This window comes from Ruminococcus sp. OA3 (assembly GCF_022440845.1).
Lineage (GTDB): Bacteria > Bacillota > Clostridia > Lachnospirales > Lachnospiraceae > Ruminococcus_G.
This window is the reverse complement of sequence record NZ_JAKNTO010000001.1, coordinates 3,263,933-3,278,734: the sequence shown is the minus strand read 5'-3', so window position 1 is coordinate 3,278,734 and position 14,802 is coordinate 3,263,933. Positions and strand designations below refer to the sequence as shown.

15 protein-coding genes are annotated in these 14,802 nt (G+C 46.8%); all 15 read left to right on the top strand.

Annotation, left to right across the window (positions count from 1 at the left end):
* Positions 1–71 precede the first annotated feature (71 nt).
* The 15 genes from rimP (at position 72) to MCG98_RS14795 (ending at position 14,790) form a co-directional block, all read left to right on the top strand.
* Entirely contained in the window at positions 72–539 is a 468-nt protein-coding gene (gene rimP, locus MCG98_RS14865; RefSeq protein WP_240302681.1) for a ribosome maturation factor RimP, read from the top strand.
* Between the two features lie 21 nt (positions 540–560).
* Complete coding sequence (gene nusA, locus MCG98_RS14860) at positions 561–1,733, top strand: transcription termination factor NusA (RefSeq protein ID WP_240302680.1); 1,173 nt, start codon at positions 561–563, stop codon at positions 1,731–1,733.
* 19 nt (positions 1,734–1,752) lie between these two features.
* Complete coding sequence (locus MCG98_RS14855; RefSeq protein WP_345891671.1) at positions 1,753–1,980, top strand: YlxR family protein; 228 nt, start codon at positions 1,753–1,755, stop codon at positions 1,978–1,980.
* The gene (locus MCG98_RS14850; RefSeq protein WP_240302678.1) at positions 1,967–2,272 is read left to right on the top strand and encodes a ribosomal L7Ae/L30e/S12e/Gadd45 family protein; all 306 of its coding nucleotides are present in this window, start codon (positions 1,967–1,969) and stop codon (positions 2,270–2,272) included. Before MCG98_RS14855 ends, MCG98_RS14850 begins: the two co-directional genes overlap by 14 nt.
* Before the next feature lie 26 nt (positions 2,273–2,298).
* Positions 2,299–5,046 (top strand): translation initiation factor IF-2, encoded by a 2,748-nt coding sequence (gene infB / locus MCG98_RS14845; protein WP_240302677.1) that lies wholly within the window; start codon positions 2,299–2,301, stop codon positions 5,044–5,046.
* 25 nt (positions 5,047–5,071) lie between these two features.
* A complete protein-coding gene (gene rbfA, locus MCG98_RS14840; protein ID WP_240286100.1) occupies positions 5,072–5,443 on the top strand; it encodes a 30S ribosome-binding factor RbfA in 372 nt (123 codons plus the stop codon).
* Between the two features lie 4 nt (positions 5,444–5,447).
* On the top strand, positions 5,448–6,416 hold the full coding sequence (locus tag MCG98_RS14835; RefSeq protein ID WP_240286102.1) for a bifunctional oligoribonuclease/PAP phosphatase NrnA: 969 nt from the start codon (positions 5,448–5,450) through the stop codon (positions 6,414–6,416).
* Positions 6,413–7,327 (top strand): tRNA pseudouridine(55) synthase TruB, encoded by a 915-nt coding sequence (gene truB / locus MCG98_RS14830; RefSeq protein ID WP_240286104.1) that lies wholly within the window; start codon positions 6,413–6,415, stop codon positions 7,325–7,327. The genes MCG98_RS14835 and truB overlap by 4 nt, the downstream gene beginning before the upstream one ends.
* Positions 7,324–8,271 (top strand): bifunctional riboflavin kinase/FAD synthetase, encoded by a 948-nt coding sequence (locus tag MCG98_RS14825; RefSeq protein WP_240286106.1) that lies wholly within the window; start codon positions 7,324–7,326, stop codon positions 8,269–8,271. The genes truB and MCG98_RS14825 overlap by 4 nt, the downstream gene beginning before the upstream one ends.
* Before the next feature lie 35 nt (positions 8,272–8,306).
* Positions 8,307–9,956, top strand: coding sequence for a Na/Pi cotransporter family protein (locus MCG98_RS14820; protein ID WP_240286108.1), 1,650 nt, complete (start codon positions 8,307–8,309; stop codon positions 9,954–9,956).
* A gap of 159 nt (positions 9,957–10,115) precedes the next feature.
* Positions 10,116–10,946, top strand: coding sequence for an SH3 domain-containing C40 family peptidase (locus tag MCG98_RS14815; protein ID WP_240286110.1), 831 nt, complete (start codon positions 10,116–10,118; stop codon positions 10,944–10,946).
* 143 nt (positions 10,947–11,089) lie between these two features.
* Positions 11,090–11,356 (top strand): 30S ribosomal protein S15, encoded by a 267-nt coding sequence (gene rpsO, locus MCG98_RS14810; RefSeq protein WP_028529154.1) that lies wholly within the window; start codon positions 11,090–11,092, stop codon positions 11,354–11,356.
* A gap of 177 nt (positions 11,357–11,533) precedes the next feature.
* Positions 11,534–13,630, top strand: a complete 2,097-nt coding sequence (locus MCG98_RS14805; RefSeq protein WP_240302676.1) for a polyribonucleotide nucleotidyltransferase — start codon at positions 11,534–11,536, stop codon at positions 13,628–13,630.
* A gap of 124 nt (positions 13,631–13,754) precedes the next feature.
* A complete protein-coding gene (gene nrdG / locus MCG98_RS14800; RefSeq protein ID WP_240302675.1) occupies positions 13,755–14,249 on the top strand; it encodes an anaerobic ribonucleoside-triphosphate reductase activating protein in 495 nt (164 codons plus the stop codon).
* A gap of 19 nt (positions 14,250–14,268) precedes the next feature.
* Positions 14,269–14,790 carry a deoxyuridine 5'-triphosphate nucleotidohydrolase gene (locus tag MCG98_RS14795; RefSeq protein ID WP_240302674.1) on the top strand — a complete coding sequence of 174 codons (522 nt, stop codon included), beginning with the start codon at positions 14,269–14,271 and terminating at the stop codon, positions 14,788–14,790.
* Positions 14,791–14,802 lie beyond the last annotated feature (12 nt).

Genomic DNA, 14,802 nt, shown 5'->3' with positions numbered 1-14,802 from the left:
GAAAAAGCCCGCTTTTTTACGATGTAAAGACCATATAAAGGAAACATAATCCGATAAGGCAGGGATGATGCATGAGTAAAAAGGAAAACTATGAACAGAAAGCAGAAGTGATGCTGGAGCCCATCGTCAGTGAAAAGGGATTTGAACTGGTAGATGTGGAGTACGTAAAAGAAGGGGGCACCTGGTATCTGAGAGCTTATATTGACAGGGAAGGCGGCATTACAATTGATGACTGTGAAGCTGTCAGCAGAGCTTTCAGCGAAAAACTTGATCAGGAAGATTATATCGAAGATACGTATATCATGGAGGTGAGTTCACCGGGCCTGGGCAGGCCGTTGAAAAAAGAAAAAGACTATGCCAGAAGTATGGGAAAAGAGCTGGAGATAAGAACGTATCGGGCAATTGATAAACAAAAGGAATTCTATGGGATTTTGACCGCATATGATAATAACAGCGTGACTATTGAGATGGAAGATGGAAGTGAGAGGACATTTGAAAAAGGTGAAATCGCATTGATTCGTCTGGCATTCGATTTTTAAATTAGGAGGAAAAAAGAAAAAATGAACACAGAGTTACTGGAAGCGCTAAACATTCTGGAACAAGAAAAAAACATCAGTAAGGATACCCTGTTGGAAGCGATTGAACAGTCACTGATTCAGGCCTGTAAGAACCATTTTGGAAAAGCAGATAACGTAAAAGTGTATATTGACCCTGAAACCTGCAATTTCAGCGTTTATGCGGAAAAGACGGTTGTTGAAAAGGTAGAAGATTCTGTGATGGAGATCAGTCTGGCAAATGCAAAAATGATAGATTCCAAATATGAACTCGGTGATATCGTCAATGTGGAGATAAAATCCAAGGAGTTCGGGCGTATTGCCACACAGAATGCAAAGAATGTGATTCTGCAGAAAATCAGGGAAGAAGAACGCAAGGTACTGTACAACGAATATTTTGAGAAAGAAAAAGATGTTGTGACAGGTATTGTACAGCGCAACATGGGTAAAAACATCAGCATTAACCTCGGAAAAGTGGATGCAATGCTGAACGAATCCGAACAGGTCAAAACAGAGCACTTCAAACCGACAGAGCGAATCAAAGTATATGTTCTGGAGGTAAAGGATACACCGAAAGGACCAAAGATCCAGGTCTCCAGGACACACCCGGAACTTGTGAAGCGCCTGTTTGAATCAGAGGTGACGGAAGTCAGAGAAGGAATCGTGGAGATTAAAAGCATTGCAAGGGAGGCCGGTTCAAGGACAAAGATTGCCGTATGGTCGAATGATGCGGATGTAGATCCGGTCGGAGCCTGTGTAGGCATGAATGGTGCCAGAGTCAACGCGATTGTAGAAGAACTGCGCGGCGAAAAGATCGATATCATCAACTGGGATGACAATCCGGCATTCCTGATCGAAAATGCACTGAGTCCGGCGAAAGTTATTTCCGTAATGGCGGATCCGGATGAGAAGGCGGCAAAAGTGATCGTGCCGGATTACCAGCTGTCACTGGCGATAGGTAAAGAAGGACAGAATGCCAGACTTGCCGCCAGACTGACCGGATTTAAGATCGATATCAAGAGTGAGACACAGGCGAGAGAAGCAGGTGACTTTGAAATCTTTGAAGAATATGACGAAGATGTGAATGAGTTTGAAGAAGATGTTGACGTAAATGAATATGAAGACGGTGAAAATGAGTACGAAGAATACAGCGAAAAAGATGAAAGTGCCGATGCGTAAATGCACCGGATGTCAGGAAATGAAGAGCAAAAAAGATATGATGCGCATCCTGAGGACTACAGAAGAAGAAATCATCCTGGATACGACCGGTAAGAAAAACGGACGCGGAGCTTATCTGTGCTTTTCAAAGGAGTGCTTTGAAAAGGCAGTGAATAATAAGGGATTGGAACGTTCGCTTAAAATGGCCATTCCGACAGAAGTCTACGAAGCGCTTAAAAAGGAGCTGGATACGATTGAACAGAAATAAAACAGTATCATTGATGGGCCTTGCAATGAAGGCCGGAAAAGTAGCAAGCGGAGAGTTCTCTACGGAAAAGGCAGTCAAAACCGGAAAAGCCAGGCTGGTGATCGTAGCTGACGAAGCGTCGGCAAATACGAAAAAAAAGTTTCAGAATATGTGTCTGTATTATAAAGTGCCATGTTACTTCTTTGGAGAGAAGACAGAACTTGGAAGAGCGATCGGAAAGGAGTTTCGGGCATCATTAGCAATTCTGGATGAGAATCTGGGGCAGGCCATTGAACAGCAGCTAAATGCATAGGAAAGGCAGAAAGGTCAGGTGGTAGAGTGCCAAAAATCAGAGTACACGAAATTGCAAAAGAGATAGGAAAAAGTAACAGAGAAGTCATGAACTTTTTAATAAGCCGTGGTGTGGAAGTAAAAAGTCATATGAGTTCTTTAGAGGAAGCGGAGGAGAAATTATTGCGAGATACATTTGATAAGAAAGAAGAAAATCAAAACAACAACGAGGGAAAACCTAAAAAGAAATCCAATATTATCCAGGTGTTCCGGCCGCAGAATGCAACGACGCCGGAGGGGAAAAACTATGGAAAGAGCCGTTCGGGAGGAAAATCCGGATCCGGTTCAGCACGCCCGGCACAGGGGTCCAAACCTCAGCATCAGGGTCAGCAGAGTCAGAATCAGGGTCAGCAGTCCGGCCAGGGACAGCAGCGTTCTGCGCAGAACAGCGGTGTTCAGGGAAGGACAGAACAGAATCAGCAGAACCGTCAGAGTTCCGGTCAGGGCCAGCGGTATGCATCCGGTGGTACACAGGGCCAGCAGCGTCAGGGCCAGAGCGGTCAGGGAAGACCGGGTTCAGGTGGACAGGGAAGATCAGGCCAGAGTGGTCAGGGAAGACCGGGCCAGAGCGGTCAGGGAAGACCGGGCCAGGGCGGTCAGGGAAGACCAGGCCAGAGTGGTCAGGGAAGACCGGGCCAGAGTGGTCAGGGAAGACCGGGTCCAAGAAGTAATGACAGCCGCAGACCGCAGGGAGACAAGGACGGAAGAGATTTCCGCAGGGGACCGCAGGACGCGCGCCGCAGTACGACTGCACGGAAACCACAGGGAGAGACGGGGGATACGCCACTTGTACAGAAACCGTCCCGTGATGTGAGAAAAGATAAAGAAAAAGATAAAGTAGCACAGCGCGGAGATAAATTTACGAATGACCGTCAAAAAGGCGGAAGCAAACGCCCGAATCAGGGACGCCGCCAGCAGTCAAGAATTCCGAAGGCTCTTCAGAAACCGGTGCATCAGCAGCCGAAAGAGGAGAAGAAGGAAGAAATCAAAGAAATTATACTTCCGGAGAAAATGACGATTCGTGAGCTCGCTGACAAAATGAAAATGCAGCCGTCTGTTATCGTTAAGAAACTGTTTATGCAGGGAATCATGGTTACAGTTAATCATGAGATTGATTTCGAGAAGGCTCAGGAGATTGCGCTCGAGTACGATATCATCGCAGAACCGGAAGTAAAAGTTGACGTAATAGAAGAACTTCTGAAAGAGGAAGAAGAAGATACCAGCATGCTTGTTTCCAGACCGCCGGTTGTCTGTGTTATGGGTCATGTTGACCATGGAAAAACGTCTCTTCTGGATGCGATCCGGAACACGAGGGTGACAGACAGAGAGGCCGGAGGCATCACACAGCATATTGGCGCTTATACAGTAGATGTTGACGGACAGCAGATCACATTCCTGGATACACCGGGTCATGAAGCGTTCACTGCAATGCGTATGCGTGGTGCAAATGCGACAGACATTGCGATCCTGGTGGTGGCAGCGGATGACGGTGTTATGCCACAGACGATTGAAGCGATCAACCATGCCAAAGCGGCAGGAGTTGAAATTATCGTAGCGATTAATAAAATCGATAAACCGAGTGCAAATGTAGAGCGGGTAAAACAGGAATTGTCAGAGTATGAGCTGATTCCGGAGGACTGGGGCGGAAGTACCATTTTTGTTCCGGTATCTGCCCACACACAGGAAGGTATCAATGAACTGCTTGAGATGATCCTGCTGACTTCCGAGGTATGTGAACTGAAGGCAAATCCAAAGCGCAAAGCCAGAGGACTTGTCATTGAAGCCAAACTGGATAAGGGAAAAGGACCGGTTGCAACGATCCTGGTACAGAAGGGAACTCTGTATGTAGGAGATTTTATCGCAGCAGGTGCATGTTCTGGTAAAGTCAGGGCAATGATGGATGATAAGGGACGAAGAGTAAAAGAGGCAGGACCGTCTACGCCTGTTGAGATCCTTGGACTTGGTGATGTGCCAAATGCAGGGGAGGTTCTTGTTGCCACAGAAAATGATAAGGAAGCCAAGAATTTCGCAGCTACCTTTGTATCCGAAAACAGAAACCGTCTTCTGGAAGAGACAAAAGCGAAAATGTCTCTGGATGATCTGTTCAGCCAGATCAAAGAAGGCAACCTGAAAGAGCTGGGTATTGTTGTGAAGGCTGATGTGCAGGGATCTGTGGAGGCTGTGAAGCAGAGTCTTACCAAGCTCTCCAATGATGAAGTGGTAGTCAAGATCGTGCACGGCGGAGTAGGTGCCGTGAACGAATCGGATGTAACGCTGGCTTCAGCTTCCAATGCGATCATTATCGGCTTCAATGTACGTCCAGATGCGACCGCTAAGGCGATAGCGGAACAGGAAGGTGTTGATCTCCGCCTGTACCGTGTCATTTATCAGGCGATAGAAGATGTGGAAGCAGCGATGAAAGGTCTTCTGGATCCTATATTTGAAGAAAAAGTGATCGGCCACGCAGAGGTACGCCAGATCTTTAAGGCATCAGGGGTTGGAAATATTGCGGGAAGCTATGTGCTGGACGGTATCTTCCAGAGAGGCTGCTCCGTCAGGATCACCCGTGAAGGAACTCAGATCTTTGAAGGTCAGCTCGCATCCCTGAAACGTTTTAAAGACGATGTAAAAGAAGTGAAATCTGGTTATGAATGCGGACTTGTATTTGAAGGATTCAATGAAATCCAGGAACTGGATGTGGTGGAAGCATATACCATGGTTGAAGTGCCCAGATAAGCAGATACCGCGCAGGGAGTAGAAAATGAGAAAAAACAGCATAAAAAACACACGTATCAGCGGAGAAGTGCAAAGAGAACTCAGCCTGATCATTCAGAAGGAAATCAAGGACCCCAGGATCCATATGATGACGTCTGTGACTGCAGCTGAAGTTGCCCCGGATCTGAAGACGTGTAAAGCATACATCAGTGTGCTTGGAAATGAAGAGGAAAAAACCAATACGATTGCCGGTTTAAGGAGTGCGGAGGGATTTATCAGGCGTCAGCTTGCAAAAAATCTGAATCTCCGCAATACCCCGCAGATCACATTTGTCCTTGATACATCAATCGAGTACGGGGTTACAATGGCAAAGAAGATCTCTGACCTTCAGTCATCCGAACCGGCCCAAGAGGAATAGGCGGATGAATAGTATTGAAGAAATTCTTGAAGGTGCTGAGAGTATCGCGATTGCAGGACACGTCAATCCCGATGGGGATTGCATCGGTTCCTGTATGGCGATGTACCTTTATCTGAAGGCGAATTATCCCGATGTTAAGGCGGACGTATACCTGGGTGATATGCGGCCGGTATTCGGACATCTGGATGAACTTGAGATTGTCAGAAAAGCGGCAGAGACAGGGAAAATATATGATCTGCTGCTGCTGTTTGACGTCAGCAGTGAAGACAGGATCGGAATTGCAGGCGAATATCTTCAGACAGCAAAGAAAAGCGTATGTGTCGATCATCATATCACAAATCATGGGCTGGCAGAGATCAACCACGTAGTGCCGAAGGCAAGTTCAACTTGTGAGGTTCTGTTTGATCTGATGCAGCGGGAAAAGATCACAGTACCCGTTGCGACAGCACTTTATACCGGAATTGTTCATGACTCCGGAGTTTTTCAGTATACGAATACATCCGGAAAGACGATGCGGATCGCGGGATGGCTGATGGATCAGGGGATCCCGTTCACACGTATTATCGAGGATTCTTTCTATAAGAAAACATATGATCAGAACAGGATCATGGGACAGACGCTGATGCAAAGCAGGCTGCTTCTCGATGGAAAATGCATAGCTGGAGTTGTGACCGGTAAGGATATGAAAAAGTATGGTGCTGCGCCCCAGGATCTGGATGGTGTTGTGAATCAGCTTCGTCTGACGGAAGGAGTGGAAGCAGCTGTCTTTTTGTATGCGGTGGCTGCGCAGCAGTATAAGGTGAGCCTTCGATCCAACGGCATTGTGGATGTCAGCAAAATAGCGGCTTCTTTTGAGGGAGGCGGTCATCGGATGGCAGCTGGCTGTACGCTTGCGGGAGAGCCTGAAGAAATTATTGAAAAAATTGTAACATGCATCCGCCGCCAGCTGAAAGCGGAGAAGAAGAAAAGATGAATGGTATTATCAATATCTATAAAGAGGCGGGATATACTTCACATGATGTCGTGGCCAGGCTGAGAGGGATTCTGAAACAGAAGAAAATCGGCCATACGGGAACACTGGATCCGGATGCAACCGGCGTTCTTCCGGTATGCCTCGGAAAAGCGACGAAACTTTGTGATATGCTCACAGATGAAAATAAGACCTATGAGACCGTCCTGCACCTCGGTATCACAACCGATACTCAGGATTTGAGCGGAGCTGTGCTGAAAACACGGGAAGTCTTTGTGAAAGAACAGGAGGCGGCAGCGTGTATCGATACTTTTATCGGCGATTATATGCAGGTGCCGCCCATGTATTCAGCGCTGAAGATTAACGGAAAAAAACTATACGAACTGGCCCGGGAAGGGAAGACAGTGGAGAGAAAAGCCAGACCGGTACATTTTTATGAAATCGATGTACTGCACATGGAACTTCCGCGGATTGCCCTGAGGGTGACCTGCTCAAAGGGAACGTATATCCGTACGTTATGCCATGATATCGGCGAGAAGCTGGGATGCGGGGCATGTATGGAATCGCTGGTCAGGACCAGGGTGGGCCGCTTTACAGCTGATAAAAGCTTCACTCTTGCACAGATGGAGCGGATGGCGGCTGAGGGAACGGTGGAGCAGGCAGTTGTGCCGATTGATGTTATGTTTGAACAGTATCCGTCGGTACAGGTGGCACAGCCAGCCATTCAGCGTGTCTGTAACGGGAATTCATTTTCAGTGAAAGATCTGGAAAGACCTTCAGGCTGCCTGAGCGATGATCAATGTGTCCGCGCATATGACGGAGAGGAAATGTTTATTGGAATCTACCGTTATGATGGAAAATCCCAGGTGTTTTGTCTGGTGAAAATGTTCAGAGACGGGAGCAGCGAAAGATGAAATATATAACAAGTTCACTTGATTTTGTTTTGAATAGACGCAGTGCCATAACGCTGGGTAAGTTTGACGGGCTCCACCGAGGGCACAGGAAGCTGCTTAACTGCATAAAGAAATTTGGAGAAGATGGCTTTGAAACAGTCATCTTTACGTTTGACGTGTCACCGGTCATGCGTTTGTCAGATCCTGCTTTTAAGATTATACTGACAAATGAAGAACGGCGCCATGTTGCAGAGCTGGAAGGTGTGGAATGCCTGATCGAGTGTCCGTTTGTACCTGAGATCATGCATATGGATGCACAGGATTTCGTACGTGAGATCCTTGTAAATCAGATGAAAGCAGCATACATTGCTGTCGGACCGGATTTTCATTTTGGCTATAAGCGCCAGGGAACTCCGGAGCTTCTGGCCGAGATGGGCAGACAGTATGGCTATTCGGTGGATATCATAGAAAAAGAAATGGACGGTGCGAAAGAAATCAGCAGCACTTATATCCGCGAAGAGATTTTAGCCGGAAATATAGAGAAGGCAAATGATCTGCTGGGGTATCCGTTTTTTATTGAGGGAGAAATCCTGCACGGCAATCACCTTGGACATACGATTGGTGTTCCAACGATCAATCAGAGGCCGTGTGCTCAGAAACTGCTCCCGCCTTTTGGAGTCTATGCATCTGTGACAGAGATTGAAGGGATCCATTACTTTGGAATCAGCAATATCGGTATGAAACCAACGGTTGGGGACAGGTTTCCGGGTGTGGAAACGTATCTTTTTGACTGTGATGAACAGTTATATGGAAAACAGGCCTGTGTCAGACTTCATCATTTTCTGAGGCCGGAGTTCAAGTTCTCCTCCCTTACGGAACTGCAGCATCAGATCCGCAGGGACGAGATGCAGTGTCTGCAGTTTTTCAGGGATACTTATGGACAAACATCTGAGTTTCCTTTATAGTTTTACCATGAGGGGAAATTAAGGAGAAGTACGGTATGAAAGAAGTATTAATGCTAGCCGGTGGATTAGGTTTTTTTCTGTACGGTATGAAAATGATGAGTGAAGGCCTGGAAAAGGCTGCCGGCTCCAAACTGCGCAAAATACTGGAAGTATTTACGAAAAACCGTTTTATTGGTGTGATAGTAGGTATCATATTCACTGCGATCATACAGTCATCGAATGCGACGACAGTTATGGTGGTAAGTTTTGTCAATTCAGGGCTGATGAATCTGGCCCAGGCTTCAGGAGTGATCATGGGAGCAAGTATCGGTACGACTATGACGGGTCAGCTGATTGCTTTCAATCTGTCAGATATAGCGCCGCTGTTTGTTATTCTGGGCGTTGTCATGCTGATGTTTATAAAGAAACCGATTGTCAATAAGTTTGGTGAAGTGTTTCTTGGGTTCGGTATGCTGTTCATGGGTTTGTCGACAATGTCAGCGGCACTCGCAATCATTAAGGATGCGCCGGTCATTGTCAATACGCTTGGCTCCCTGTCGAATCCATATCTGGCGATACTTGTCGGGTATCTCGTGACAGCTGTACTGCAGAGCAATTCGGCGACTGTAGGTATCCTGATGCTGCTGGCGCAGGGAGGACTTCTGGAACTGCCAATCTGCCTGTATCTTATGATGGGAAGCAATATAGGCTGTACAACCTCAGCGCTGCTTGCAAGTCTCGGGGGACGTAAGGACGCCAGGAGAACAGCTCTTATCCATCTGTTCTATAACCTGACGGGAATGTTGATTTTCTGTGTTGTGTTCCTGTTTGCACTGAATCCGGTTGTGGATTGGGTATTACATATTTCAGGCGGAAATATCAGCCGTGCGATCGCAAATGCCAATACGATTATGAAGATTGCCTGGGTGGTGATTATATTCCCGATCATGCCCTGGATCATCAAACTGACACATGTTGTGGTCAGGGGAAAAGACGAGGAGGGAGAAGATTTCGAACTTCTCTATATTGGAGACAAATCCATGTTCTCACCCACAACGGCGGTGCTGGAGGCGACGAGAGAACTGGAGCATATGGGGAATATGGCGATGACGAACCTTGTCCGTTCCATGAATGCGCTGATAACACTGGATGAAAAAGAGATACAGACGGTGTACCGGGTGGAAAAAAATATTGACTATCTCAATAATGCAATTACAAACTATCTGGTAAATATCAATCAGATGACGCTGCCGATTGACGATGCCAGGAGTATCGGAGGACTGTTCCATGTGGCGAACGATATTGAGCGTATCGGCGACCATGCGGAAAATATTGCTGAGGCGGCTCTTATGGTCAGGGACGACCAGGTAACGTTCAGCAGCGAAAGTAAACGGGAACTCTCAGAGATGCTTGATCTGGTTATGCAGATCATGACATATGCACTGGATATGTTCTCAAATAACAGCCAGGAACATCTGCAGGAGATTCTGGATCTGGAAAACCGGATCGATGTAAAAGAACGTGACCTTCAGCAGAGTCATGTTGAGCGGCTGACAAGAAATGCATGTACGCCGGAAGCCGGAATGATCTTCTCCGATGTGGTATCCGGTCTGGAACGAGTGGCTGACCATGCGACAAATATCGCGTTTTCAATCCTGGATGAAGAGCCGGAAGAGGACAAACGTGTGGTGCAGGTTCCAATTTAAAGGGGAGACTGGAAGATTTTGTCGAACGAATTCCGTTGTAGTATGATGAAAATGTGGTATACTTTTCATGTACAGCTGTAATAAAAATGTAACAATTCCGGACGGCGGGAGTATAGCTGTAAGCCGTCCTGAATAGTTACCAATTTCATAGGAGGTATTATGCACAAAAAGGCATGGATGCTGAGTGCGGCAGTCTTAATTGTCTGCGCGGCGGCAGTTTCTGATCCTTTGTTTGCAAAAACGGCTTATGCACAGCCGGAGACTGCAAAGGTGTCTAATACGAATGAAAAAAACTATGGAGTGGTTCATGTAAACACCCATTTGAATGTACGGTCAGATAAAGGAATAGAATTTGATATCATAGGAATGCTGCCGGATCAGGCAGTCTGCTATATTCAGTCGGTTGAAAACGGATGGGCTTTTGTGTCTTCCGGCGAGGTAACCGGATATGTCAGTATGGAGTATCTGTATACAGAAGATACAGCCTGGAGCCTGGTCCATGAGATGGGCGAGGAAAATATGCCTGTAGCTGTATCGACAGTTCAGGATACAGATGAATATGCCATGGAGCAGGAGAAAGCATTTCAGGAGACTCTGGCAGCTACGGCGTACGGAGGAAATCTGGAGGCTGACCAGCTGAGACAGGAGATTGTGAACTTTGCGGAACAGTTTGTCGGTAATCCCTATGTATGGGGAGGAACATCACTGACAAATGGAGCAGACTGTTCGGGATTTGTCCAGAGTGTATATGCGCAGTTCGGGATATCGCTGCCGAGAGTTTCCAAAGAACAGGCACTTGTGGGGACAAGGATTGATCTGTCACAGGCCCGGCCGGGTGATCTGATCTTTTATGCACGGGATGGGGAGATCTATCACGTTGTGATGTATGCCGGGGATGGACAGGTTGTACATGCGAGCAGCAGCGAGACGGGTATTAAGATATCCGATATTTACTATGATAATGTGGATTGTGTCGTTACTCTGCTCTGACGCCTTGCCGTGGCAAAAAAAGTATTTACATCCACACCGCGGTATGCTATACTGGATGAGTATGAAATCAGCCCGGATTCAGGAATCGGAATCTCCAACCATTGCTTAATCTGAGGCGTTTATTAAAATCAAGGAGGAAAAACATGATTTCAAAAGAAAAGAAACAGGCAATTATGAATGAATATGCCAGAACACCTGGCGACACCGGTTCACCGGAAGTACAGGTTGCAATTCTGACAGCAAGAATCCAGGAACTGACAGAGCATCTGAAGGAGCATCATAAAGATCATCATTCCAGAAGAGGTCTTCTGAAAATGGTAGGTCAGAGAAGAGGTCTGCTGGATTACTTGAAGAAAACCGACATTGAAAGATACCGTAATTTGATTGAAAGATTAGGAATCAGAAAATAATAGGTTATAAAGGGGGGCGGATGATTTCCGCCCCGTTTCTGTAAGAAAACAGTAACGGATCATGAAAATCGGCAAAACTGTGACTGTCCGAGACCACTGAAAAGCATATTTAGCGGAGTGTTCTTTTCAGTTGTTTCGGGAGAAGTTTTGTCAATAAGTTTATAAGGAGAAAAGAATATGTACAAAAGTTTTTCAATGGAGCTGGCTGGCAGAACTCTGACCGTAGATATCGACAGAGTTGCAAAACAGGCAAACGGCGCGGCATTTATGCATTACGGGGATACGACGGTTCTCTCAACGGCTACTGCATCGGATAAGCCGAGAGAAGGAATCGATTTCTTTCCGCTCAGTGTGGAGTATGAAGAGAAGCAGTATGCCGTAGGTAAGATTCCAGGCGGATTCAACAAGAGAGAGGGAAAAGCGAGCGAGCATGCGACATTGACATCACGTGTGATTGACCGTCCGATGCGTCCGCTGTTTCCGAAGGACTACAGAAATGATGTGACTCTGAGCAATCTTGTAATGTCGGTAGATCCGGACTGTAATCCGGAGATCCCTGCGATGCTGGGTTCTGCGATCGCAACCTGTATTTCTGATATTCCGTTTGACGGACCGTGTGCGGCGACACAGATCGGTATGCTCGACGGAGAGTTCATTATCAACCCGAGTCTTGGACAAAAGGACATCTCAGATCTTCAGCTGACGGTTGCCTCCACAAGGGACAAAGTCATCATGATTGAAGCCGGAGCGAATGAGATTCCGGAAGCGGTGATGATCGATGCGATCTTTAAAGCACATGAGATTAATCAGGAGATCATCGGATTTATTGATCAGATCGTAGCTGAATGCGGTAAAGAAAAACACACATATGAGAGCTGTGCGGTTCCGGAAGAACTGTTTGCAGCGATTAAGGAAATCGTACCTCCAGCTGCAATGGAGGAGGCTGTATTTACAGACGAGAAACAGGTGAGAGAAGAGAATATCCGTCAGATCAAAGACAAACTTACCGAGGCATTTGCCGAGAATGAAGAGTGGCTGGCAGTTCTGGACGAGGCTGTATATCAGTATCAGAAAAAGACCGTCCGCAAAATGATCTTAAAGGATCATAAACGTCCGGACGGAAGAGCGATCACAGAAATTCGTAAATTGTCTGCTGAGACTGATCTGATTCCGAGGGTTCACGGTTCCGCGATGTTCACACGCGGACAGACGCAGATCTGTACCGTCACGACGCTCGCGCCGATGTCTGAGGCACAGCGGATTGATGGTCTTGATGAGTTTGAAACTTCAAAGAGATATATGCATCACTACAACTTCCCGTCCTATTCGGTCGGTGAGACAAAACCATCCAGAGGCCCGGGACGCCGTGAGATTGGTCATGGGGCACTGGCTGAAAGAGCACTGCTGCCGGTATTGCCGTCAGTAGAAGAATTCCCGTATGCAATCCGTACGGTATCTGAGACGTTTGAATCAAACGGATCCACATCGCAGGCAAGTATCTGTGCATCCTCCATGTCTTTGATGGCGGCGGGCGTTCCGATTAAAAAACCGGTTGCAGGGATATCCACGGGACTGGTGACTGGAGATACGGATGATGATTATCTGGTGTTGACAGATATTCAGGGTCTGGAAGACTTTTTCGGTGATATGGACTTTAAGGTTGCCGGAACACATGACGGTATTACGGCAATTCAGATGGATATTAAAATCCATGGTCTGACGCGTCCGATCATTGAAGAGGCAATCGCTAAAACAAAAGAGGCAAGGGAGTTTATCCTGACAGAGATCATGGAACCATGCATCGCAAAACCGCGGGAGAGTGTAGGTCCTTATGCACCGAAGATTATTCAGATTCAGATCGATCCTGCAAAGATCGGTGATGTGGTAGGACAACGCGGAAAGACCATCAATGCGATTATCGAAGAAACAGGCGTTAAAATTGATATCGCAGACGACGGTGCGGTATCTATCTGCGGCGTTGAGCAGGATGCGATGAATAAAGCGCTTGAATATATCAAAATCATTACAACAGATTTTGAAGCCGGACAGATTTTCGTAGGAAAAGTTGTCAGCATTAAAGAATTCGGAGCGTTCCTTGAGTTTGCTCCTGGAAAAGAAGGCATGGTGCATATTTCCAAAATAGCAAAAGAGCGAATCAACCGTGTGGAAGACGTTCTGACACTTGGAGATATTGTTAAGGTAGTCTGCCTCGGAAAAGACAAGATGGGCAGAATCAGCTTCAGCATCAAGGACGTTCCGGAAGAAGCAAAATAAACAATCAGAAACAGATATAAGAGGGGATTGCGTGAGCGCGTGAGCGCGGAGCAATCGACTTTTATGATTGGACATGTCTGCGTCAGCAGACATGTCCGTTTAGTTTGAAAAAGAGGGAAGATACATGCGATATCATAATATTACAAAAGATGATATGCTCAACGGTGACGGACTGCGCGTTGTCTTGTGGGTATCGGGTTGTTCTCATTGCTGCAGGGACTGCCAGAATCCGCAGACCTGGGACCCGAACGGCGGTATACCTTTTGATGAGTCTGCGAAACAGGAACTGTTTTTGCAGCTGGAAAAACCGTACGTATCAGGGATTACATTCAGCGGGGGTGATCCGCTGCATGTCAACAATATCACGGAGGTGACGGAGCTGGCCAAAGAAATCCGCAGTAAATTTCCGGACAAGACGATCTGGTTGTACACCGGTGGGCTGTGGGAGTTTGTAAAACTTGAAGAGATCGTAAATTACCTGGATGTACTGGTGGATGGAGAATTCGAGTCTGACAGGAAAGATACGTCGCTGAAATGGAAAGGCAGCGCCAACCAGAGAGTGATAGATGTAAAAAAATCACTGGATGCTGGGAAAATTGTGCTGCATACGGCTGATTAAAAGTGGAGGAAAGTTTGACATGAAAAAAATTGCGAGATTCGGCAAGGTTAGTTTGAAGCAGTTTACAGAGGGGTGGCTGGATACGTTTTCCGGATCCGATCCAGAAGAGGCGAAGAGCGTATATGAGAATATCAGACTTCCGCGCAGGGCGACGGCAGGCAGCGCCGGCTATGATTTTTTCAGTCCGCTGACTTTTACGTTAAAGCCGGGAGAGACCATCCGTATTCCCACTGGAATACACGCAGAAATGGAAAACGGCTGGGTGCTGAAGCTGTATCCCAGAAGCGGATTGGGTTTCAAGTACCGCCTCCAGCTGAATAATACGGTAGGCATCATTGACAGTGACTATTTCTATTCTGATAATGAGGGACATATTTTTTCCAAGATCACGAATGATTCCAACGAGGAGAAGACCATTGAGATAAAGACGGGAGACGGCTTTATGCAGGGGATTTTTGTGGAATACGGAATCACATGGGATGATGATGTGACGGAGGCGCGCAATGGTGGTTTCGGAAGTACATCCGGAACTTTACAGTAAAAACAGACCGCA